Here is a 22,719-nt window from a genome sequence, read left to right as displayed (position 1 = left end):
GTGATCTTCAAACGTCCGTGATGGAGGGCGATCAAGAGGCCGCGACTGAAATACCCGTCCGGGAAACCAGTGTTTCGGAGGCGATCATGAACTGGCTGATGTGCGCTTCAGTCATGCCTGCAGACGGCAGGATCGCTTGGCCCTTGTTGTTGAACATCGCGCCGCCGCGATCCTCGATCTCAGGGGCAACCAGTAGCGGGACGATTCTCTTCGCATACGTTTCGGCGGTGGGTGTCAGCAGCCCGATCAGGCCCTCCGCGATGCGTGATTTCAGAGAGCCCTTGCCGAAAAAGTTATCGCGGATACTGGTTTTGATCAGGCCGGGATTCAGGCCAAAAACGTCCAGGTGCGGGTAGCGCTTCACCGCATCCAGAACGAGCATTTCGTTGCCGGCCACAGTGTTCATGTGCGCGGACATGGCCTTGTAGGATCTTTCAGCATTGAGGTCGTCGAACGTCCCTATCTGGCCCGTGCCGGGATACCCCACGACAATCACCCTTGGTTTGCTCGTAGTCTTGGGCCTGTCTGTACCCAACTTCGGCCCGACGCTGCGCAGGATGACCATGCGGTTCAGATAGCTGACCGCCAGATCGCGCTCAATACCCTCTGCTGTTTCCTGACGCTGGGAGGCGGCAAAGATACCGGTGGTGAAAATGAGCAGGTCCAGGGATTCCGCCGGCAGCTGTTTGGCGACTCGCAGAGCCTCACTCATCAGGCTCAGATCCGCCTGGAGAAAATCGATTCCCTGCGTGCCAGCATCACGAAAGGTTTGCCCAACGACCAGGACGCGAGCGCCGCGAGAGGCCAGCAAGCGACTCAATGCCTGCCCGATGCCACCGGTGCCACCCACAACGGCAACCCGCATCCCGTTGAGGTCAAGGTTCTCTGCATCGACGTGGCGCCACGTCAGGCTGGTGTCACGCTTCATGATGGCTCTCACATAAATGGCTGGAGGCGCATCATCCGCTCTATTGTTTTTGGGATAAATATGGTTTTTTGGATTTGACTGATCCATTTATGGAGCAAACGCCTAACCCTTTGAACATTAAGGATGTCGAGGCGGTTCTGACTGGGCCACGCTGGCTCTTAGCGCTCTGGCTACCTTGGCTTGAATCTCGTAAGCAGGCGCCTCGACGGTTGTGTAATCACGGGCATAGCGAGTAGAAAACTCCCGAACACCCCATTGCTGGTACTGCTGCACGTGCTTCAGTTCATGCGCCCACAGCGCGACATTGTTAAGTGCATCGTCGGGACTGCGAAAGACGATGATGTCTATAAGGGTGACTGCAGTGACATCGGGATTCTGCAGCATGGTGTTTGCGGCGTTAAGCTCCTCATCATCGCCTACCTTGTAGCGAGCCGAATCAAGCACTTGAATGTCATAGTAGGGTTCGAGTTGGGCTCGGATATTCAGCGGGATTGTCCGAATATCGCCAGTTGCCGCGGTGTTGCGCGATTGCACAATCCAACTCTGTAATCCAGTGGAAGCCATTTTGTTCATGCTTTCAAAGATCGGCCCCATTTCCTCTTTGGAGCCTGGAGCACAAAAACAAGTGACCACGCAGGCTTCGTACTGCCCTGCTGGGCAGGCGTAAACAGAAAACGAAGTGCCAACGGAAAAGAGCAGTACCGATAGCCGGAAAACTTGACGTAAAAAGACAGCTGACAATTGGTTCTCCCAGAGGTAGTGGCGGTCGGCAGGAGATGCTTCTGGTAGCTCGCACCCGGCGTCCAACCACGCGTATGACCGCTGCGGCCACTGTTTGTTGCCTTGGCCCGGATTTATCCCTCTATTTGCGTATTCATGCGCCGTAACAGGCAGCGATGACAATGAGCGCGAGAAAACAGACCAACTGAACGCAAAAGAAGGTAAACCGAACCGCTACGAACGTATCGGTTTGCACATGGGATACGTGAACCAGAGACTGGCACACGCGAGCGATCAGGACGCATATGGACAAGTAGTTCACTGCAGGGCCGTCGACACCAAGGGCTGAAATCACCAACACGATGACGCCAAAGACAGGCAGGTTTTCCACGCAGTTGGCGTGTGCTCTTGTCCCGCGCCGATACCAGTCCTCGCCTTCGAGCTGATCGCTTCGGAAAGAGGCAATCGGAACATTTGAGAAGAGGATGCCGACCCAGCGATACACCCCGACGGTTGCCATCAAGAGCAGCAAGGTCCAGGTCGCAAATCCAAGCAACATCCACATCGGTATCGTCATGGCTGCCATCCTCAATCAATCATTTTCAGCACGTCATGCCACAGCCGCGCGGCCGACAAACGGTCGGTCGCGCGCTGTCGATCAATTGCTCATGATGGGTGCCAGTGCGGTCTGAACCCTGGACATCTGTGCTGGCGTTGTCATGTGCGTCAGCAGCCGGCCAAAGTGTGGATGCTGCACGCCCGAGATAATGTACTGCCAGCGGTAGGCGCTCAGAATGCAGGCATGGATTTGCGCTGTCTCATCGACACTGAACGGTCTTGAGGCACTTCGAATAAAGTAGTCGGCATCGGATGCCGATTGTGCCTGCAGGATTGCGTCGACGGCCGCCACCAGCGCAATCAGATCGTTCACTGCCTGGTCACACTCGGCTGGCGAGAGTTTCGCATGCTCCGCCTTCCACTCCAGCTCATCGAGTACGACGTGCCGGCTTTCATCCTTCCAGTGAAATTTGAAGACATCCTTGAACAGGGGGCACAACTCCTCGCGCGGTGCGATGCTCTGTGTGTAGTGCGCCTGAACAAACAGCTCGATATGACAGGTCAGCGCCAGCACCGACCACGTGCTGGCTGCAAGAACCGCACGCGCCACATCGTTTGGATCGGCCACTTGACGATATCCCGCTGGCAATTGCGAACCAATCATCGTCTCCATGCGCCGGAATAACTCCTGGTGCTTGATCTCGTCGTTGGAAAAGCGCACCAGCGCTTCGAGTGCGAGCTGATCGTCAAATACATGGGCTCGACCTTGATCGAGCATTTTGGCACTGATAAAGCGCTCGACCAGGCCAAAGATATACGCATAGGTTCGGCCCTGAATCTGACTGAGCAGGCGTGCCTCGGTCTCGGCGAGAAAGGTCAGGCGGTCGATCTGCGATAGTCCATCGGGCAAGAATTTGCGCGAGAAGTCGAAACTCCGGTCCTGTATCAAATCGCGATCGATTTGCCATTCGGTTTTTTTCGATGATCTGACCATTTGAGCATAACGGGCGGCGTTGCCTGACTCTGAGCTGGGTAGGGTAGCGACGGTGTTCATATGGATCTCCTGCTGCCTTGGTCGAGTTGGAATGGGGCAATTACGATTGACGTCGGAGCCAACGACCATCGATCTCTGAGTCCGCGTTGGTGCTAATCTAGGCGTCGCAGTTCAGGCGGTGAATGACCGATGCGCCTGAATACCTGCTCCGGAGTCCGGAAAAGAGGACAGGCAAGTGTTGGATGCGCTTTCTGATGTCTTGCGTGTGATCAGGCTGTCTGGAGGGGTCTTCCTCGAGGCGGAACTCACTGCGCCCTGGTGCATCAACGGCAGAATCTCGGCGGATGATTGCAAACCGTTCCTGGCGGCACCTCGACATATCATTGCGTCGCATTTTGTCGCCGCGGGGCACATGCAAATACGAATAGACGGTGGTGCCACCCTCGACGTAGGGGCAGGCGAACTCGTTCTGCTTCCTCGCAATGACGCTCATTCTTTTGGCAGTGACCTGAGCATTGCGCCCATGCCGGCGAGGGAAGTCATTCAGCCGCCAGACGTCGGCGGCATTTCACGAATCAAGTACGGCGGGGGCGGCGAGGCCACGCAGTTATTGTGCGGATTCCTCGGCTCTGAAACACCCTTCAGTCCGTTGCTTTCGTCGCTGCCATCCTTATTGAAACTGGACCTGCGGGCGACGGCTTCGGGCACCTGGATCGAAAGCTCTTTCCGTTTTGCTGTGAGTGAAATCGCGGCGGGACGCGTCGGCTCGACAACGGTCATCGCCAAGCTGTCCGAATTGCTATTCGTCGAAGCCGTCAGCCAGTATGTCGCCAGCCTTCCCGCCGAGCGGCGCGGGTGGCTGGCGGGTTTGCGAGACCCGCATGTCGGGCGCGCACTGGCGCTACTCCATGCTCGTCCAACCGAAGGCTGGACTGCAGAAGCCCTGGCTCTTGAAGTGGGCATGTCGCGCTCGGTATTCGCGGAGCGATTCACGGCATTGGTCGGACAGCCACCGATGCAATACCTGACGCTTTGGCGTATGCACGTGGCGGCTCAACACCTGCGCGAAGGTCGCGGCAATGTGGCGCAAATTGGCTTTGCCGTTGGCTACGAGTCCGAAGCCGCGTTCAGTCGCGCATTCAAACGCCAGTTCGGCACGTCACCCGGCACTTGGCGCAGACAATCAGCATGAGAAGTTCCGGTGTCGATGGACACTCACTCAGCTAAATCGAAAGACCAAACCGATATTCGTGCCCTGGCCCTTCTTTCCGTGTCCCTTCTTGCCGAGACGCATGTTCGATCAAGAAGCCACACCGTTCGAGAACTTTTGCCGAGCCGATATTTCCAGCGTATACGGTGGCAACCAGTTGTTTAAGGTTCCAATGCAACTGCGCCTGCTGGATCAGATGCCTCACCGCCAGCGTTGCCAGTCCCTGTCCACAGGCGCTTTGGGCAATCCGATAGCCGACTTCTGCCGACTGCTCGGACATGTCGATGCCTTTGAGGTTCGCCCGACCCACTATGTTTCCGCCGTCATCTTCGATGACGAATGGGTGCCAGGTTCCGGCGGCAAAATCAGCTAAATAAGCCGCAATGTGGTCGGTGACGCCCTGCACTGAGTAAAAAGCAGAACCGCGCGGGTCAATGTGGCGCTCGAACCATTCGCGGTTGTCCACTTCGAATGTCAGCAACGCCTCGGCATCGGTACTTTCCAGGGTACGAATTCTGACGGGTTTCATAAGGTCGCTTTCCTTGCGGGTCACTAGCGTCAGGCTTCGGATCGATGAGCCGCCCAGTGTTTCATCTCTTCGGCAATGAAGTGGTTCACCAGATCGCTGTACATCTTCTCGATGGCATCCGGGCTCAGGCCCTCGGCTTCGGCCCATTCGCGTCGTGTTGCCAGCATGGCCTTGAAACGCTCCGGCGCGCGCACCGAAGTCACCGAGGTCTTGAACTTCGAGGCGGCCAGCACGTAGTGAAAACGCTTGCCCAACAGCTTGATAACGGCTTGATCAAGGGCATCGATTTCGCGTCGGATATCTTCCATGCCTGCACACTCTGCGGGCTGCAACTGATTGATGACTTCCATGTAGGTGACTCCGTTTGTTGAAAAAATCGTGAATTAAATCGTGCCGCTTGCTGTTTTCCTTACTTGAATTGAGCGATCAGCCAATCCTTCAGGCGGCAACACGCTGGATCATCGGCCTTGTTCTCATTGATCATCAGGTAATGAACCGCTTCCCTGAGAACCAGTTCCTCCGATACGGGCCGAACCAGGCGCCCCAGCTGCACAAAATGGCTGACCAGATGATCCCAGCCCAGAGCGACCCCTTGATCATCCAGCGCCATTTGCATGAGCAGGCTGTAGTCATTGCTACTGAAGTAATGCGGGCTTTCCGAGGTCGGGATTTGCAAATCGTGCGACTGGAAAGCGAACCACACGTTCCAGTCGACCTGCTCTGACAGCTGGGAACGGCCGTAAGGGTTCAGATCCAGCAGTACGCTGTTTCGCATGCCCTCCAACGTGCTCAGTTCAGGGTGAGCTTCCAGATACTGAGGTGTGCACACGGGATAGACGACTTCATGAAACAGCGGTATGCGCAGGTAGCCGGGGCGAAGATCAAACGTTTTGGTCATGAAGATATCGGGATTTACACCAGGCTCCATGACCAGAAAATGTTGAGTGGTGATGACGTTCAGGTCGACATCAGGATTGGCGCTGAAGAAGTCTTTCAGTCTGTGCGACAGCCAAAGAGCCGATAGCGCGGGTGAGCAGCAGAGTGTCAGCGTGCGCTTATCGCTTTTTTCTCGGCGAATTCTTTCAGTTGCCTGAAATATGTTGAGCAGCGACAGCTGTGCAGCATCGAAGAGTGCTGCTCCCGAGGCTGTCAGCCTGACCTCCCGCCCTGTACGCGTGAACAACTCTGTACCCAAATAGGTTTCAAGCTCGCGTATCTGCCGACTGATCGCCGCCTGAGTGACGCATAGCGCTTCGGCGGCCCGGGTAAAGTTCCGATACTTGGCGGCTGCCACGAACGATCTCATGGCCTTGAACGACGGCATTGCGATCAGGGACTGATCAGGCTGGGAGCTTTTAGCCATAACAAAAATTACCTGTTTTCCCGGAAAAAAAGTCGGTTTTGCCCATCGGGTCCCGGGTCCACACTCTACCGCGCGATGCGCTGCGCACCACTGGGTAAAATAAGGAGACGAGATGCCGTACCAAATAGGAAGGCAAGCGTTCATGCAAGGTGTCCGGGCGCTCATGCCATTGACTCCCGGCGTCATTCCATTCGGCCTGGTGACGGGGGTCATGGCTATCAAAATGGGCATGTCGCCTGGCACGACCATCGGCATGACGCTGCTGTTCTACTCTGGATCCGCCCAGATGGTCGCACTCCAATTGCTACAGGGCGGTGTTGTGCCGCTGGCGATTGTGGTCACTGCCCTGGTCATCAACTTGCGCTTTATCATGTACAGCGCTTCGCTGGCCCCTCATATGCACCAGTTGCCCCGGCGCTGGACGTGGCCCGTGTCCTACCTGCTTTCTGACCAGTCCTATGCGCTGTGCAGCCTCAAGTTTTCCTCAGGTGAACTTGGGCAATTCGCACACCACTTCTATGCCGGCACGGCTGTTGCCATGTGGTTGTCCTGGCAATTATCGGTATTGGCGGGTATCTACCTCGGAGCCAGCATCCCCGAGACCTGGTCATTAGGCTTTGCCATCCCTCTTTCTTTTCTGGCGCTGCTGGTTCCCGGCATTCGTGGCGCGGCGAGTCTGGGCGCCGCCCTGGTCGGTGGGCTGCTCGCGGTGTTTGCGGTCAATATGCCCTACAACCTTGGTCTGGTAACAGCTTCCATAGGTGGCGTTGTGGCGGGTGTGTTGATCGAGAGTCTGCGCAAGCGCCCGTTGAGCAATGCGCTGAGCAATGACGTCGAGAGGGAGGCACGATGAGCGATTTATCCTTGTGGGGGATGTTCCTGGCGGTTGGCTTGGGAACGTTCGCCATGCGTCTTTCCTTTGTCGAACTGTATGGCCGGTTGCGCATCCCGGCGTTGCTCAGTCGAGCCTTGGTTTACGTACCGGCGAGTGTGCTGGCGGCCCTTGTGCTACCCGCCGTGGTGTACCCCAACGGGCAAGGTGAATTCGTGCTCGATAACCCCCAGATACCTGCAGCCATTATTGCTGCCTGGGTCGCTTGGAAAACACGAAATACTGTCCTGACGCTGGCAGTCGGTATGGGAGTGTTGTGGGTATTCAAGTTTATCGGTTCGTAATGCAGCCTGGAAATCAGGCTCGCAAGTCACTCGCTCTGATAAATTCGATGAGCGCTTTCAAGGCCGGTGGCACATGGCGCCGGCTGGAATAATAAAGAAAGAATCGGCTGGGCGGTGCCTTCCACTCCTGGAGTATTTCTCTGAGATGCCCGTTCCGGATATCGTCGCGCGCCAGCTCCTCGTAGACATAGGCAATACCAGCGCCATCTTTCGCCGCCTGGATCATCAACGCATCGTCTTCCAGAATCAGCGGGCCGGTGATGGACAACCGTATCGGTTGACCGTCGGCTTGATACTCCCAGGCGTAAAGTTTGCCACTGGGAAAACGCCTGGCAATGCACGCATGATCGAGCAAGTCGCGGGGGACGTGTGCGGTTCCCTTCGCGGCCAGATAGGCGTCCGCAGCAACGGTCACGAACGATTGAGGTGCGCCGACAGGGACTGCGATCATGTCACCGGCCAGGCTTTCACCAAAGCGGACTCCAGCGTCAAACCCCTCATTCACGATATCGGTCAATCCATCATCGGTGATCAGGTCCAACTGAATACGTGGATACCTGGCCACGAAGGGCGCGAGCACTTTTGCAAACACGATGCGAGCCGCCGGACGCGCCACGTTGAGGCGAAGTTTGCCAGCGGGCACTTCCTGCATCGAGGTCAATTGCGCCAATGCATCGTTAACCTGGTGCAGGCTAGGGACCAGCGTCGCCAATAGCTGCTGGCCGGCCTCCGTCGGGGTCACGCTACGAGTGGTTCGGTTCAGCAGTCTGATGCCCAAACGTGCTTCCAACGCTCGCATTGCGTGACTCAACGCGGAAGCCGAAACGCCACGTTCGTCGGCGGCCTTGCGAAAGCTGCGATGGCGAGCGACGGCGGCAAAGGCGTCGAGCTCAGAGAGATCGGGGTGATAACTCATGAGTGTTGTTCAGTAGTTCAAATACGATTACCTATCTTATCGTCATGAGACCTCTGCCGGATACTTCCTCCATCATTCGTGGAGAGGTCGCTATGCAACAGAATCGTCTTGGATCGTCGGATTTTCTGATTTCGCCCATTGGCCTGGGGACATGGGCAATCGCCGGCACCGGCTGGGAGTACAGTTGGGGAACGCAGGATGACAAGGACAGCCTGGGCGCACTTGAATATGCCGTCGAACGCGGCGTGAACTGGATTGATACCGCTGCGGTTTATGGCTTGGGCCATGCAGAGCAATTGGTGGGGCAATTGCTGCGGCGGGTGCCGGCTTCACGGCGTCCTTTGGTGTTCACCAAAGGCAGTTTGGTCTGGGACCCGGTCACGAAGAAGATTTCACATTCACTGACCCCTCAATCCTTGCTTGCCGAGATCGACGCAAGCTTGCGCCGACTTCAAGTCGAGACCATCGATCTTTATCAGATCCACTGGCCTGCTTTTCCTGCTGACGCCAGCAGTGAAGGCATTGAAATGGCGCTTTCGGCTTTGGCCGCCGCACGCGATCAAGGAAAGATTCGCGCTATCGGTGTGTCGAATTTCGATGTCGCTCAACTCAAGCGGGCGCAGGCGGTGACACAGATCGTTTCGCTCCAGCCGCCGTACTCGGCCTTGATGCGGGATATCGAGAAGGACGTTCTGCCATTCTGTGAGCAGGCCGGGATGGGTGTTCTTGCCTATTCCACGCTTCAATCAGGGCTACTTTCCGGCAGCATGACGCGCGAACGCATCTCGCAACTGCCCGAAGACGATTGGCGCAAGGCTCGAAGTGCTGATTTCCAAGAGCCCCGTTTGAGCGCGAACCTGGCATTGGTGGACGTCATGGCTCGCATTGGAGAAAGGCACGGGGTGAGCGCTGCGGCGGTCGCCATCGCCTGGGTACTTCGCAAACCGGTCGTGACGGGCGCCATTGTCGGGGCCCGCCATCGCGCACAAGTAGACGGGCTGATTGCAGCCCTGGAGTTGCGCCTTAGCGCTGCGGAAATCGACGAAATTCGACCGTTCCTGCCGTCGGGCATGGGAACAAATGTCCCTGGTGCCGCCTGACGCTATTGAGCGGCGGCACCGAATCGCTGGCATCCAGCAAAGCATTCTTGGTTGCCAGCGATCCGAAAAATTTAATGACAATAATTTCAATATTGAAATATGTTTCAATTTTACATACCTTCACCTTGCCTGACGATGAGACCTGCGTGTCTCACGACTTCAATCACAACAAGGGCTCGAGATGAACAACAACAAGAAAGGTTCCGAATTGCCTCCCACCGATGTCGATGTGTTGGTCGTCGGCAACGGTCCGGTAGGGGCGACCATCGCGGCGCTGCTCGGCCGCTATGGTGTAAAGACACTGGTATTGGACAAGACCCATGAGGTCTTGCTGATGCCCCGCGCCATTGCTCTGGACAACGAGGCGCTTCGCATCCTGCAACTGGCCGGATTGTCGGAAGACGCTTTCGAGAAGATCGTTATCCCTGAAGTGAAGATGCATTCCCCGGTCCTCGGTCAATTCAGTCGGGCCAATACCGCGGGGTGCATCGACGGCCATCCCAAACTGGTGACGTTCTATCAACCCGACCTCGAACACGCGATGCGCAACCAGGTTTCCCGGCTGAAGTCAGTGACCAGCCTGGGTGGATTCGAGCTCGAGAATCTGGTCGAGGAGTCGGATTGTGTCGTCGCCTCCGTACGGGACCAGGATGGCCAGATGCATTCCGTTCGCGCCCGATACCTGATAGGTGCGGATGGTGCCAGCTCCAGGGTCAGGGCCTTGATTGGCCAGGAGTTCGAAGGGCAAACCTATGCAGAGGATTGGCTGATTGTCGATACCAGGAACCGGCATCAGTCAGCGATTGATCACATTGAGTTTATCTGCGATCCACAGCGCCCAACGCCGCACATGCCCGCTCCCGGCGGAAGGGAACGTTGGGAGTTCATGCTGCACCCGGGCGAATCCCGGGAAGAGCTGGAAAGCCCGGAAAGCATAGCCCGGCTGATCGCGCCATGGATCAATCCGCAGGAGCTGGAAGTCGAGCGCAAGGCGGTGTATCGATTCCACGCGCGCTGCTGCAACCGATTCAGCAAGGGGCGAGTCTTCCTCGCCGGGGATGCCGCCCACATCACTCCGCCTTTTGTCGGGCAAGGTCTCGTCGCGGGACTTCGAGATGGCGCCAACCTTACCTGGAAACTGGCCTGGGTCCTTCACGGCCAAGCCGCGCCTTCAATACTCGATACCTATGACGTAGAGCGCCGGCCCCATGCCCAGGCGATGATCGATCTGGCGAAACTCATGGGCCGTCTGGTGATGCCGAGAAACAAGGTCGCCGCTTTCTTCATCCACGGCCTGATGCGGACGCTGGCGTTGACGCCCGCTTCCAGAAAGTACTTCGAACAGCTGGACATCAAGCCGAAGAACATCTTCAAAAACGGTTTGTTCATGCAGCATCGTCGTGGCGACAAACTGGTTCGTGGCAGTCTGTTTCCCCAGGCCTGGGTTCGCAACACGCAACAGCGGATCCAGCTGAGCGACGATGCGCTTGGACACAACCTGACCCTGGTCGGCTTCGGTGTTGACCCGTTGTCACTGCTGAGCGCTGCCGAGGTCTCTTCGTGGACAAAGATGGGCGGTCACTTCTTGCAGATCGGACCCTGCGGTCAGCGCTCCGACAGCGGTTGCGACTTCATCGAAGACCTGAACCATGACATCCTGCCGCTGGCTACCAAAGGCACGCTTGTCGCGATTCGCCCCGACCGTATCATCATGCACCACGCTCCAGGCGCAGATGCAGGCAGTCTGGTTCGAGACTGCCTGATCCTGATGGCTTGCGCCGATTCCACTGCCGATAGCGTTTCCATTACCATCAACGAGCCCCCTCGATTAAGAGCGTGAAGATGCCGTCCCCCACTTTTCCTTCAGAAGCAACTGCGCAAGAGCCTCTCACTCGAGGCCACAAGAAGCGTGAACGCACCCGTCGCGGCCTGGTGGACGCGGCATTGCGTCTTGTCGCGCGCAAGGAGGTGGGGGAGATTGCACTGCTCGAGGTCGCCGCGGAGGCTGCGGTATCCAACGGCACCATCTACAACTATTTTCGTACGCGCGACGAAGTACTCGAGGCGGTTGGCATCGCCATGGCGTCTGAGTTCTCCGATGCCATTTCCGCCTTGAGCTCGGACGTGCACTGCGGCGCACAGCGGCTTTCGATCGGCGTGCGCATGTTCGTCCGCCGGGCCGCCTACGACCATCAGTGGGCCAACGCACTGCTGCGCATCATCCATTCTGATCAGGCCATGCGCTCGCGTTTGGCTGACCATGTGCTGGGCGATCTGCGTGAAGGACAGCGCGCGGGCACTTTCTCTTACGAGGACGAAGGGGTCGCCCTGGACATGGTCGTATCGTGCACAACCGGAGCCATGCGCTCGGTTGTCGAGGGGCGTGCGGCGGCGGAACACGATCTGTTGGTCGCCGAGATGATCCTCAAGGCGCTGGGCGTAACACCGGCCAGAGCCAAGAAAATCGCCGGCAAGCCGCTACCCTAGTCCTGAGATCATCCTCGATTCGCCAGTAAGAAGGACTGGTTTCGCGCATTCCTCGTAGCAGCTGCCGAAGGCTGCGTTCGGCTGCGCAGCAGTCGCAAACCCTGCAACCTCGATTAATCTGTAACACCGCAGCTCCTGATTTTACGATCGCTGCGCGATCGAACGCAGGCTTCGCCAGCTGCTACGGACCGTGTCGTCGCCTTAACTTACTGGCATTACGCTAGGCCCAATCATCTGAACATTCGTGTTCATTTTAGCTGGCGAATAGAACTCCAAATCCCTTCGTGAGCCTTGAAAAATCATTCGGCTAATCCGCTTTTATATGGGATTGAATGATTTTTTTGGATGGTTTCGTTCTTGATTCAAAAAACGTTGTTGACTGCAGATGAACACGCGTGTTCAATTGAGTCATAAGGTAATTTTGGAGAGAGAACGTGGAATCCCTGAATCCGACACAGCGCCGCATTCATCAAGCCGCCTTTCGCCTGTTCGCTGAAAGAGGCACCTCCCAGGTGAACATCCTTGATCTCGCACAAGAGGCAGGAGTAGCGCGCGGAACGATCTACAGCAACATCGACAGCATGGAAAACCTGTTCGAGGCGGTTGCCAGCCATCTCGCCAGGGAGATGCATGAACGCGTCAACAAGAGCTTCGACGCTCTCACCGATCCCGCTCAGCGCCTCGCCAATGGCATTCGATTCTTCATTCGTCGAGCTCATGAGGACTCCCATTGGGGGGCGTTCATCCATAAATTCGCCATGAGCAATGCTTCGTTGCGCGAAATGTTCAGCAGCCAGGCGACTACCGATCTTCTGAGCGGACTTTCCTGTGGGCGGTACACGTTTGCGCAGGGGCAATTGATCTCAGTACTGACGCTGATCTCGAGCAGTGTCCTCGGCTCGATTTTCCTGGTGCTGGAAGGGCATAGAACGTGGCGCGAGTCGGGCTCTGACACCGCCGAGCTGGTGCTGCGGGCATTGGGTATACCGCCAGATGAGGCCCGTGCGCTGGCGACCACAGAGTTGCCGGCACTTCCGCCTCTCGACTGAGCCGCGTTAACCGACCTGACTAAACAACACCCCTGGATTTTCAGGGGTGCGGGGACGGCTTTACCCTCAAAACCCGGAAAACAAAAACAATGAACAACAAAAACGAATTGCACCGGTTGGCGACACCACAACCCGCCCGGCATCCGCAGCCGACGGTGAAGGCCCAGGGGCTGACTCACCTGATCTTTCAACGGCCGGACTTGAATGAGGCGGCGCGGTTTCTGACCGACTTCGGCCTGACAGTAAGTCAGCAGGACGCCGATACGCTTTATCTGCGCGCCACCGATCCCACTGCATACTGCTACCGCGTCCATCGTGCAGAACAGGCACGTTTTGTCGGGTTCGGATTGGCAGTCCAGTCGCTCAAGGATCTGCAGAAACTGACGCGAATCCCGGGCGCGTCAGCGGTCGAGAAATCGGAACATCCGGGTGGCGGGTATTGCGTCCGGCTGACCGATCCTTCCGGTTTCATCGTGGAAGCTGTTTGCGAGCAGATTCCAGGTAAAACGCTGGTACACAGAGCGCCTCTTTCCTGGAATCTGGTCCACGAGCAACCGCGAATCAATGCCACGCAGCGTCCGCCGATCGCTCCCCCTGAAGTACTCAGACTCGGCCATATCGTCATCGAAGTGGCCGACTACCAGGCGACCTGTGCCTGGTACACCAAGCATTTCGGGTTTATTCCCAGCGATGTGCAGGTGCTCCCCGATGGCACACCTATCGTTACCTTCATGCGCCTCGACCTCGGTGAAGTTCCCGCGGCTCACCATACGCTCGCGATAGCGCAAGGGTTCATGGCCACCTATAGCCATAGCGCCTATGAGGTCGTCGATGCCGATGCGGTGGGAATGGGGCAGCGCGTCCTGCGCGAACGCGGTTGGGAGCACTCATGGGGAATTGGCCGACACATTCTGGGCAGCCAGATCTTCGATTACTGGCAAGACCCTTGGGGCGACAAGCACGAGCATTACTGCGACGGGGATGTGTTCACGGCCATACAGCCTACAGGCATTCATCCCGTGAGCCCGGAGGCAATGGCGCAGTGGGGGCAGCGCATGCCCAAGAGTTTTACAAAACCCAGGATGAGCCTGACCAAGCTGCGTGCGCTGATCCGTAACCTGCGACGCAGCCCGGACCTGACCTTTCGCAAGTTGGTAACACTCATGCGGATGTTCGGGTAGAGCTGTCAGCCCCTCCACAGAACAACACCATCGATCTCGCGCCGCCGAGCGCGGGACAAACGCTGCTCCAGGAGTACCCTCAATGTCTGCTGTACACGTTGTCCGCTTTGAATTTCAGAACGGTATCCACTGGGGCGTGCTACGCCAAGGCCGTATCACGGTTGTCCCCGGTGATTTTGAAAGCACCGGTGATTTCATCCGCCAGAACAGCATCGACGATCTCGCTCAACTGAAGGGTACGGAGCTGGATGAAGGCGAAGTGAAACTGCTGTCGCCGGTGACCCGTAACCAGCAGTTCGTCTGCCAGGGCGCCAATTATCGTCAGCACATGATCGAGTCGGGCATGGACCCGGATGCGAAGAAATTCAACATGATCTTCACCAAGGCGACCAGTTGCCTGGTGGCAGCGGACAGCGACCTGATCAAGCCGCGCACCGTGCGCTTTCTTGATTACGAGATCGAACTGGGGTTGGTGATGAAACGCGCGATCACCGGTGCTATTGCGGTCACCGACGCCAATCTGCATGAGTTCGTCGCAGGCGTCGTCATCGTCAATGACTACTCGGCTCGTGACATTCAGATTCCCCAGATGCAGTTCTACAAGGGCAAGAGCTTCCGCACGTTTGGCCCGGTCGGCCCGTACCTCTGCCTTCTGGATGCCAAGAGCATGCATTATCTCAAGGCACTGCAACTGCGCCTGACAGTCAACGGCCAGGTGCGACAGAACGACAGCACGGCCAACCTGGTTTACGGCCCCGCTGAAACCCTTACCGAACTCTCCGCCGTGCAAGATCTCGCCGTTGGAGACCTGATCGCCACTGGTACGCCTGCCGGCTGTGCACTAACAGTCCCTTCGCCTGCCAAACAGCGCATTGCGGCCCTGATGCCGGAAGCTACCAAGTGGAAGCTGTTCCTCAAGGCGCAGGAAGGCCGATCGCAGTATCTCAAGCCAGGTGACGTGGTCGAGGCGCGCATTCGCAGCGCCGATGGTGTGATCGACCTCGGCGTGCAACGTAACCGAGTCGTGGAGGAAGCCTGATGACGGTGCAGACCCTGAATGACATCGAAAGTCTTGAACGAGTCCCGTTGTCGGAGCGTGGCCTGGCATCCAGCACATATGAAGCGCTGCGACAGGCGGCTGAGCGCACCCCTCAGGCGCCGGCGCTAAGCTTCTTCGCCAATGCCGCCGATTTCAGGCGCACCAGCGAGTGGAACTACTCCCGGCTCTTCGCGGACATCACCCGCGCGGCGAATGCTTTCCATGACCTCGGCATAAAACCGGGCGAGGTGCTTGCCTTTATCCTGCCCAATCTGCCGGAAACCCATTTCACGATATGGGGCGGGGAGGCGGCTGGCATTGTCATGGCGATCAATCCTCTGCTCGAGGCCAAGCAGATGGCCGGCTTGCTGAATGCCGCGAAGGCCTCCGTGGTGGTGACGCTCGCACCGACTCCGGGTAGCGATCTGTGGCCCAAACTGGCTTCGCAGCTGGATCAGTTGCCCGCGGTCAGGTCTGTCGTTTGGGTCAGCATGGAGCCCTATGTCGCCGAACCTGTGCGAGGGATCCTGCAAGCCATGGCGCTGAAGGAACGAGACTTACACAGCGGAATCGCGATCCACGATTGGCAATCGCTGATGAATACTCAGCCGCACACACACCTGATTAGCGGTCGACAAATCCGCCAGGATGAGTGCTCTTCCTATATCTGTACGGGTGGCACCACCGGGCTCCCCAAGATCGCCGCGCGAACCCATGGCTCGGAAGTATTCAATGCATGGGCCATGGCCGCTCACATGCAGCCACGCACAAGTGGCCAGGTTATCTTTTGTGGCCTGCCGCTGTTTCATGTCAATGGACAAATGGTGACTGGCCTGATGCCCTGGACTCAAGGCGACCATGTGATCCTCGGGACGCCTCAAGGGTATCGTGGCGAGGGGGTGATCCCACGATTCTGGGAGATGGTCGAGCACTTCGGTATCAACTTCTTTTCCGGCGTGCCAACGGTCTATGCCGCACTTCTGCAAAATGAATGGCAGGGCCGCGACCTGTCCAGTCTTCGCTACGCAATGTGTGGCGCCGCACCTATGCCGGCCGAGCTTCTGCGAGAGTTCGAGCGCCGGACCGGGCTAAAGATCCTTGAGGGTTACGGCCTTACTGAGGGCGCCTGCGTTTCTTCAATCAATCCGCCCCATGGCGAGCGTTGTATCGGCTCCATCGGGATACGGATCGCCTACCAGAATATGCGCGCGGTCTTGCTCAATGATGCGGGTGAGTACCTGCGCGACGCCAACGTGGATGAGATCGGGGTCATCACGATCAGTGGTCCGAACCTCTTCGATGGCTATCTGGAGGAGAGTCATAACCGGGGGCTCTGGATCGATATCGACGGTCAGCGCTGGCTGAATACGGGTGATTTGGGTCGCGAGGATGCGCAGGGTTACTTCTGGCTGACCGGACGCAAGAAGGAGTTGATCATCCGCGGCGGCCATAACATCGATCCCAAGCAAATCGAGGAGGCTCTGCAGGCGCATCCCGCTGTCGCCCTGGCCGCTGCAATCGGCAGCCCCGACGTCTACTCGGGCGAGGTGCCGGTGGCCTACGTTCAATTGCGCCCCGGGCAAGTTTGCAATGCCGAAGAACTGGAGGTGTTCGCCCATCTCCACATCAGTGAGCGGGCAGCCGTTCCCAAACGCATTGAAATCCTCGAAGCACTGCCACTGACGGCCGTGGGCAAGATATTCAAGCCCGCTTTGCAGCAGCGGGAGATTGCCAGAGTCGTCCAGCAGGAAGCGGGGCGCCTGGGGCTTGCGGATATTGCTGTTGAGGTCGTGCAGGACAATCGTCGTGGGCCCGTCGCCTGCATTCGGGCCGGCACTGACCAGGAAATCCTGGCGCCGCTTTTAGGGCGCTATAGCTTCCAGATCGAGTGGCTTAGTTGAGCCCCTGACTCGCGTCTGTAAGTCCAGCAGTCATGCCCTGGCGCTGTTCCGCCAGGGCCTTTTACACAACTTAGATCAACTCCAGCCGGCACTGAAACATGCACGGGAAGGCGAAGCCTTGCCTGCGTGCAATCAACAAAAACAATAAATAAGAGGTGGAAAATGAAACTCAATAGCCGTGTGATCCCGTGTCTCTCTGTTCAGCGAACGTGTGCTGTCTGGATCAAGTTCACCAGTGCCATGGCACTGCTCAGCGCCTCGACCATTGCCGGCGCCAATGGCATTGGCCTGAACGAACAAAGTGCAAGCAGTGCGGGGACTGCTTATGCGGGGAGGTCGTCATCTGCGCTGGACGCCAGCACCATTTACGGAAACCCTGCAGGCCTGACCAAGTTGCAGCGCAGTGAGATTTCCGGCGGGGCCGCAATCGTCTCGGTGAGCGACGACATCAGTGATGCGCAGAGCAGTGCCGCAGGAACGAATAAGGGGGACTCGGTACCTTTGGGAGTCGTGCCATTCGCTTATATGTCGACACCGCTTGATGATCGCTTTTCGATGGGGCTGGGCCTCTATGCGCCGAGTGGTCTGATCAATGATTACGAGAGCACTTTTCAGGGTCGTTACCATGGTTCCTATAGCACCACCAAGGAGATAACCCTGCAACCCACACTGGCCTATCGGATCAATGATTACGTGTCCATTGGTGGCGGACCGACCCTGAACCATTTCGATGCAAAGCTTCAGAATTACATGGCAACCGGCGCCCTGAACAACGGCCAGGACACACTGGTCACCATCAAAGGCGATGACACGGCAGTTGGCTACAACGTTGGCCTCTTGGTTGACTTCAGTGAGGCCACCCGTTGGGGGATTACTTATCACTCGAAAGTGAGCTATCACCTCAAAGGGCATACAGAGGTTTCCGGCTCCCCGAGCGTTATCCCGCTGGACGGAAAATATGACACCCAGATAGATCTGACGATGCCCGAATCCGTGGATACGTCCATCACCCATCATTTCAATAGCCGCTGGACCGGATACCTGGGGGCCACCTGGAAACGCTGGAGCCGGATCCAGAAGGTCGAGGCCATCAACAGCGGTGTTTCCGCCATGGGCCAGGCTGCTGGCCTGGGGAGTGTGGCCGAACAAATGAACTGGCACGACACGTGGTCCACCGCGGTCGGCACATCCTATCAATTGAACCCGCAATGGCTGATACGCGCAGGTTATGCCTATGACCCGGCGCCCGTTGGAAATGCCGATCGCAGCGTGCGCGTTCCGGTTGGGAATCGTCAGGCCGTGACCCTGGGCGGCGCTTATTCGCCGAACCCCGATCTGACGATCGACTTTGCCTATGGTTATCTCTGGGATTCAAAAGCCTCCGTAAAGCACTCGAACGACTCCGGTCTTCAACCGGAATACAGTGCCCATTACGAAAATAGTGCGAATGGAATTTCAGTGCAGGCAACGTATCGGTACTAATTGCCGCCCCCTAAGCCCAATGAAGTTCAGTTAAGCAATTTCAGCCACGACGCATTCTTTTTTGTAGCAGCTGCCGAGTTCACGAGGCTGCGTTCGGCTGCGTAGCAGTCGTGAAATCAGAACTTACGGTGCATCAGGCAGACCACGCCAGCCGGACTCACGACTGCTACGCAGCCGAACGCAGCCTCGCGAGCTCGGCAGCTGCTACAGATCGCATTACGGCTTAACTGACTGGCATTGCCCCATAACCGCGTCAATAAACAAGGCCCGCTTCGCTACCGCGCTATCAGTTTTTGCACTCCGCCATCACCACATGGCAGGTAGTCGGCGTGCCACCGGATTGGCCGGCATAGCGTATGCAATTATCCATGGACTTTTGGCGAGCCGCGTCCAGGGTGGAGCCCCAGGCCAGGCCACCCTCGCCGGCAGTGGGGAGCGCTTTTGCATAGCAACTTGAGCCTGCGCTTGAGTCTGTGCTTGAGGCCGAATAGCGGGCCGTGGAAGTTTTGCTCGCACATCCCGCAGTCAGCGCCAGGTTGATGGCGAGCAGGGAAGGGAGGATCCATGACGAGCATTGGCGTGCTGTTTTGCCGATCATCCCGTTTCCCCCTGTATCAAGAGGCTGGAGGTGTGTTTGTGGTCCTGCTCTATTCAGATTAGACGGTGTTGCGTCTGTCTTGGTTAAAACGGCTCGTTAAATAAACGAGCCGTTTTTGTGAAGGTGTTCATCGAGGCAAGTACACGGCTGTCAGATCACCTCAAAGGTGATCCGCATCAATCACAGCCTTGGCGAACGCCTGCGGATCTTCCTGCGGCAGGTTGTGGCCGATGCCGCCGCTGATCAGCCGGAACTCGTATTTACCGGTGAAGCGCTTGGCGTAATCCTCGGGGGCCGGGTGCGGTGCGCCGTTGGCATCGCCCTCAAGGGTGATGGTCGGCACGCTGATGGAAGGCGCCGTGGCCAGTTTCTGTTCGAGCGCCTCGTATCGGCTCTCGCCCTGGACCAGACCCAGGCGCCAGCGGTAGTTGAACACGGTGATGTCGACATGGTCGGGGTTTTCCAGTGCCTTGGCGCTGCGGTCGAAAGTGGCGTCATCGAACGCCCATTTCGGCGAAGCCAGTTGCCATATCAACTTGGCGAAGTCGTGGGTGTTTTTCTCGTACCCGGCGCGACCGCGATCGGTGGCGAAGTAAAACTGATACCACCACTGCAATTCAGCTTTAGGTGGAAGCGGGTTCTTGCCGGCCGCCTGATTGCCGATCAGATACCCGCTGACCGAGACCAGCGCCTTGACCCGTTCTGGCCACAGCGCCGAGACGATGTCGGCCGAACGCGCGCCCCAATCATAACCACCGAGTACGGCTTGTTTGATCTTCAGCGCATCCATGAAGTCGATGACGTCACTGGCCAGCGCAGCCGGTTGGCCATTGCGAACGGTCTTATCGGACAGAAAATGCGTATCGCCATAGCCACGCGCATACGGCATCAGTACTCGATAGCCCTTTGCGGCAAGCAACGGGGCGACCTCGTCATAGCTGTGAATGTCGTACGGCCAGCCGTGCAGAAGAATCACCACCGGCCCGTCAGCCGGACCTGTTTCGGCGTATGCCACGTCCAGCAGTCCGGCGTTGACATGCTTGAGCGGGCCGAACGGGGAGGGTGTTGCATGAGTGGTGCCAGCATTGATCGCGGTTGGCTGCGCGGCTGCGGTCGTTTGTGCGTGGGCCGCACCGAGAACGCCGAACAGGGTAAGCGCGAGGATCGACGAGCCGACCAGACGGTGGCGGGTTTTGCCGGTTTTGTTCTGCAGTGCCATCTTCATGTGATGTCTCCGTTGCAAGCCGTTGGCCAGGGGTTCTGGCTGATCCCCTCGAAACCTTGCTTGCATTTGAACGCGGCGACGTATCTGGCCTGTGTCGAATCGCAGGCCAGGTGAAAAACCATGTATCGAGAGGCTAATCAGACACACTGTGATACATAGCGGAGAGATCTCGGTATCAAATCGCATATCTGAAAAAGGTGAGGCCATTGAAATTAAAGTTCAGCCACGTCGATGTTCTCGTCAAAGACCTCGAGGAAGCGTGCAGGTATTACGCCCGAGTCTTCAGCGCCAGAATTTCAAAGACACTTGATTGGCAGCGCGACGGTTTGCATGTGCGTTATGCGATTGTCATGTTTGGCACGGAGCGCCTTATGCTGGTGCAACCGTTTACCGGAAATCTCAAGGCTCTGATGGACGCCAACGGCGAAGGCACAATCTACCGGCACTGCTATTCCACACCGGACATCGAGGCAGCCTACGACGAATTGATCGACGCAGGTGTCCAGCCGGAAAATGAGAACGGTAAGCCGCTGTCTCGCGATAATCTCCAGTCGCCAAGTGGGACACGCATACTCTGGTTACCGAAACGCTTCGGGCATTTTTCCATTGAGCTGCTTGAAGAGAAAGAGCTGGAGGCATTTATCAAGGATGCATTTGCCGACGTGGGATGAGGGAAGACGCATAGAGCGTCAGCGTTCGTGATTGGCGCCTGATGATCAGCTAGTCCACTCACCTTGCATGATTAAACGGGCGCCCAGCGATGCATAAATTTTAGGAGAGAACCATCAAGGCTTTATCAATTGTACGGCCCAGTGGTGGTCGAATCGCTTCCGGGGAGAAAACCCTCGAAGTTCGTCGTTGGCATCCAGGCCTGGATCCTTCCGAAGATATCCTGATCGTTGAAAATAGACGATTTCTCCATACCGATGGTGACGAAGACGATGACGGCATCGCCGTCGCAATCGTGCGCGTAAAATCTGTGCGCCCATTCGTCCTCGCTGACATGCAAGCAGCCTGTGCGAGTTATTTTGAGGAGGGCTGGCTCGCCTGGGAGTTGAGTGACTTAAGGCCAGTTACACACCTTGTGCCCATCCGCGCGGCGCGGGGTATCTACGAGGTAGACTTCCTGCTCCCGGACAGATGTTGATCATTACCCAAGCGTGCCCAGGAGGTTTCAGCGAACAACGCTTCAAATATCCAGGCAGCCGATTGGTCCTGGCTCTATGTGGTCAGAGCTTCAACTCTGTTTCTGATCTGAACCAATGCTGACTGGAACAGCCTGTGACAGGGTTCAGGAAGATCAAGCTTCAACGGATGCCAAAAAAACTCAAAGATGCGGCCGCCATCGTCATCTGTTTCAAAACTCCACTTGTCGGGCAATGGGTCTGAAACCTCACATAACTGAAAAGACCAAATCTGTTCCTCGAACTCAGTATCCCAAAGGCCGAGATCCCTCACTGCCCGGGCGTTGCAAATTCCTGACTCTTCGCTGAGTTCGCGTACAGCCGCATTGGGAAGAGACTCACCTGATTCGATAGTGCCCTTCACAAACTGGTAACCAGCGACAGGATGTTTGAACGCGAGGCTGTGTACGATCCCGTGAATCGTGCGCAAAACGACAGGGCAGGCTTTTGTTGCAAGCCTGGTGCATCCGGCGGCATCTCTGCGAACCGACCCGATAACACCGTCGATAAAGGGTGCCTTCTGTGCCAGGTATTCACCTATGCCGCCGGTGTTGTTTGCTTCCAGTTCAAGCTTCAAGTCTTGATACCGCTGGCGAAGCACAGGGTCGCTCCTGAGCAAATCACGAAAGCGGAGCATCCTTTCGATTTGACCGTGGCCGGTGATACAAACGTGGGTCTTGTGTGTTCGCACACCATCAACATCGCGACGATAAAAATGGTGTCCTGCCGACAGATCGCTTCCCCGTGCATACCCAAACCCAAGCATGACATTGTCTCGGCAGGATTCGTTTCGATGCTCCGCAACTTCGACCAGGAGGTCGATCTCTGGCTTGGCAGCGAGCTCGGGAACGGCGGTGCTTCCGACATGATGGATGGCAACAAGCTCAGCGCCGAACGCCTTCGCGATCTGCTCTTTGGCGCTAAGGAAGAGCGCGGGCCATCGACTGTCATAAGGGGAAATCTTGCTGGTTAGCGCCATGGTGCTTCTTCCTTGTATCCATTGGCTTGGTAATACGGACACCCCAAGCGCGCTCTACACGCCGTCATACAGCATACATGCGAGGGCGGAGACGGGCCTG

24 protein-coding genes and 1 pseudogene are annotated in these 22,719 nt (G+C 57.2%); 13 read left to right on the top strand and 12 right to left on the bottom strand.

The window, feature by feature from the left end:
- Positions 1-31 precede the first annotated feature (31 nt).
- The 4 genes from PMI21_RS17735 to PMI21_RS17750 form a co-directional block, all read right to left on the bottom strand.
- Positions 32-928 (bottom strand): SDR family NAD(P)-dependent oxidoreductase, encoded by an 897-nt coding sequence (locus PMI21_RS17735; protein WP_007937006.1) that lies wholly within the window; start codon positions 926-928, stop codon positions 32-34.
- A 117-nt stretch (positions 929-1,045) separates the two neighbouring features.
- Entirely contained in the window at positions 1,046-1,669 is a 624-nt protein-coding gene (locus PMI21_RS17740; RefSeq protein ID WP_238541209.1) for an eCIS core domain-containing protein, read from the bottom strand.
- A 133-nt stretch (positions 1,670-1,802) separates the two neighbouring features.
- Complete coding sequence (locus tag PMI21_RS17745) at positions 1,803-2,225, bottom strand: MAPEG family protein (RefSeq protein ID WP_007937004.1); 423 nt, start codon at positions 2,223-2,225, stop codon at positions 1,803-1,805.
- 81 nt (positions 2,226-2,306) lie between these two features.
- On the bottom strand, positions 2,307-3,260 hold the full coding sequence (locus PMI21_RS17750; protein WP_007937003.1) for a diiron oxygenase: 954 nt from the start codon (positions 3,258-3,260) through the stop codon (positions 2,307-2,309).
- Positions 3,261-3,435: 175 nt separating this feature from the next.
- Between PMI21_RS17750 and PMI21_RS0128070 the strand changes: the two genes are divergently transcribed.
- Entirely contained in the window at positions 3,436-4,392 is a 957-nt protein-coding gene (locus PMI21_RS0128070) for an AraC family transcriptional regulator (RefSeq protein WP_033063939.1), read from the top strand.
- Positions 4,393-4,423: 31 nt separating this feature from the next.
- Here PMI21_RS0128070 and PMI21_RS17755 read toward each other — a convergent pair whose 3' ends face one another.
- The 3 genes from PMI21_RS17755 to PMI21_RS17765 are packed head-to-tail and all read right to left on the bottom strand — an operon-like array spanning position 4,424 to position 6,302.
- Positions 4,424-4,939: a GNAT family N-acetyltransferase gene (locus PMI21_RS17755; RefSeq protein WP_007937001.1), complete on the bottom strand. Its 516-nt coding sequence runs from the start codon at positions 4,937-4,939 to the stop codon at positions 4,424-4,426.
- A gap of 29 nt (positions 4,940-4,968) precedes the next feature.
- A complete protein-coding gene (locus tag PMI21_RS17760; RefSeq protein ID WP_007937000.1) occupies positions 4,969-5,289 on the bottom strand; it encodes an isochorismate lyase in 321 nt (106 codons plus the stop codon).
- 59 nt (positions 5,290-5,348) lie between these two features.
- Positions 5,349-6,302, bottom strand: coding sequence for a LysR family transcriptional regulator (locus PMI21_RS17765; RefSeq protein ID WP_007936999.1), 954 nt, complete (start codon positions 6,300-6,302; stop codon positions 5,349-5,351).
- A gap of 112 nt (positions 6,303-6,414) precedes the next feature.
- Here PMI21_RS17765 and PMI21_RS17770 point away from each other — a divergent pair, with 112 nt between their 5' ends.
- Together PMI21_RS17770 and PMI21_RS17775 are read left to right on the top strand one after the other, a co-directional pair.
- Positions 6,415-7,155, top strand: coding sequence for an AzlC family ABC transporter permease (locus PMI21_RS17770; protein ID WP_007936998.1), 741 nt, complete (start codon positions 6,415-6,417; stop codon positions 7,153-7,155).
- Positions 7,152-7,478 (top strand): AzlD domain-containing protein, encoded by a 327-nt coding sequence (locus PMI21_RS17775; RefSeq protein ID WP_007936997.1) that lies wholly within the window; start codon positions 7,152-7,154, stop codon positions 7,476-7,478. The genes PMI21_RS17770 and PMI21_RS17775 overlap by 4 nt, the downstream gene beginning before the upstream one ends.
- A 13-nt stretch (positions 7,479-7,491) precedes the next feature.
- Here PMI21_RS17775 and PMI21_RS17780 read toward each other — a convergent pair whose 3' ends face one another.
- Positions 7,492-8,394, bottom strand: a complete 903-nt coding sequence (locus PMI21_RS17780) for a LysR family transcriptional regulator (RefSeq protein ID WP_007936996.1) — start codon at positions 8,392-8,394, stop codon at positions 7,492-7,494.
- 92 nt (positions 8,395-8,486) lie between these two features.
- Between PMI21_RS17780 and PMI21_RS17785 the strand changes: the two genes are divergently transcribed.
- The 8 genes from PMI21_RS17785 (at position 8,487) to PMI21_RS17820 (ending at position 18,633) form a co-directional block, all read left to right on the top strand.
- On the top strand, positions 8,487-9,494 hold the full coding sequence (locus PMI21_RS17785; RefSeq protein WP_007936995.1) for an aldo/keto reductase: 1,008 nt from the start codon (positions 8,487-8,489) through the stop codon (positions 9,492-9,494).
- A 181-nt stretch (positions 9,495-9,675) separates the two neighbouring features.
- Positions 9,676-11,334 carry a bifunctional 3-(3-hydroxy-phenyl)propionate/3-hydroxycinnamic acid hydroxylase MhpA gene (gene mhpA / locus PMI21_RS17790; protein WP_007936994.1) on the top strand — a complete coding sequence of 553 codons (1,659 nt, stop codon included), beginning with the start codon at positions 9,676-9,678 and terminating at the stop codon, positions 11,332-11,334.
- Positions 11,335-11,336: 2 nt separating this feature from the next.
- Positions 11,337-11,981 (top strand): TetR/AcrR family transcriptional regulator, encoded by a 645-nt coding sequence (locus PMI21_RS17795; protein ID WP_007936993.1) that lies wholly within the window; start codon positions 11,337-11,339, stop codon positions 11,979-11,981.
- A gap of 434 nt (positions 11,982-12,415) precedes the next feature.
- Positions 12,416-13,030: a TetR/AcrR family transcriptional regulator gene (locus tag PMI21_RS17800; protein WP_007936992.1), complete on the top strand. Its 615-nt coding sequence runs from the start codon at positions 12,416-12,418 to the stop codon at positions 13,028-13,030.
- An 89-nt stretch (positions 13,031-13,119) separates the two neighbouring features.
- Positions 13,120-14,211 carry a VOC family protein gene (locus PMI21_RS17805; protein ID WP_007936990.1) on the top strand — a complete coding sequence of 364 codons (1,092 nt, stop codon included), beginning with the start codon at positions 13,120-13,122 and terminating at the stop codon, positions 14,209-14,211.
- An 82-nt stretch (positions 14,212-14,293) separates the two neighbouring features.
- Positions 14,294-15,250, top strand: a complete 957-nt coding sequence (locus PMI21_RS17810) for a fumarylacetoacetate hydrolase family protein (RefSeq protein ID WP_007936987.1) — start codon at positions 14,294-14,296, stop codon at positions 15,248-15,250.
- Positions 15,250-17,151, top strand: coding sequence for an acyl-CoA synthetase (locus PMI21_RS17815; RefSeq protein ID WP_007936986.1), 1,902 nt, complete (start codon positions 15,250-15,252; stop codon positions 17,149-17,151). Before PMI21_RS17810 ends, PMI21_RS17815 begins: the two co-directional genes overlap by 1 nt.
- Positions 17,152-17,313: 162 nt before the next feature.
- Complete coding sequence (locus PMI21_RS17820; RefSeq protein WP_007936984.1) at positions 17,314-18,633, top strand: outer membrane protein transport protein; 1,320 nt, start codon at positions 17,314-17,316, stop codon at positions 18,631-18,633.
- Between the two features lie 286 nt (positions 18,634-18,919).
- On the opposite strand, the gene PMI21_RS29875 is transcribed toward PMI21_RS17820, so the two are convergent.
- Both PMI21_RS29875 and PMI21_RS17825 read right to left on the bottom strand, forming a co-directional pair.
- The gene (locus tag PMI21_RS29875; protein ID WP_007936982.1) at positions 18,920-19,231 is read right to left on the bottom strand and encodes a hypothetical protein; all 312 of its coding nucleotides are present in this window, start codon (positions 19,229-19,231) and stop codon (positions 18,920-18,922) included.
- Between the two features lie 160 nt (positions 19,232-19,391).
- Positions 19,392-20,456 carry an alpha/beta fold hydrolase gene (locus tag PMI21_RS17825; RefSeq protein ID WP_007936980.1) on the bottom strand — a complete coding sequence of 355 codons (1,065 nt, stop codon included), beginning with the start codon at positions 20,454-20,456 and terminating at the stop codon, positions 19,392-19,394.
- 206 nt (positions 20,457-20,662) lie between these two features.
- On the opposite strand from PMI21_RS17825, the gene PMI21_RS0128065 reads away from it, so the two are divergent.
- On the top strand, positions 20,663-21,127 hold the full coding sequence (locus PMI21_RS0128065) for a VOC family protein (RefSeq protein WP_033063938.1): 465 nt from the start codon (positions 20,663-20,665) through the stop codon (positions 21,125-21,127).
- Between the two features lie 113 nt (positions 21,128-21,240).
- Positions 21,241-21,603, top strand: a complete 363-nt coding sequence (locus PMI21_RS28815) for an ASCH domain-containing protein (protein ID WP_081499474.1) — start codon at positions 21,241-21,243, stop codon at positions 21,601-21,603.
- A 74-nt stretch (positions 21,604-21,677) separates the two neighbouring features.
- Here PMI21_RS28815 and PMI21_RS29695 read toward each other — a convergent pair whose 3' ends face one another.
- Both PMI21_RS29695 and PMI21_RS0128055 read right to left on the bottom strand, forming a co-directional pair.
- Positions 21,678-22,070 carry an NUDIX hydrolase gene (locus tag PMI21_RS29695; RefSeq protein ID WP_274517586.1) on the bottom strand — a complete coding sequence of 131 codons (393 nt, stop codon included), beginning with the start codon at positions 22,068-22,070 and terminating at the stop codon, positions 21,678-21,680.
- Positions 22,071-22,145: 75 nt separating this feature from the next.
- Positions 22,146-22,619, bottom strand: a pseudogene (locus PMI21_RS0128055) (GrpB family protein); the annotation flags it as partial.
- Between the last annotated feature and the right edge of the window lie 100 nt (positions 22,620-22,719).

The organism is Pseudomonas sp. GM18, from assembly GCF_000282195.1.
GTDB lineage: Bacteria > Pseudomonadota > Gammaproteobacteria > Pseudomonadales > Pseudomonadaceae > Aquipseudomonas.
Note: the sequence above shows the minus strand (reverse complement) of the source record. Positions and strands in the feature narration are given on the sequence as shown.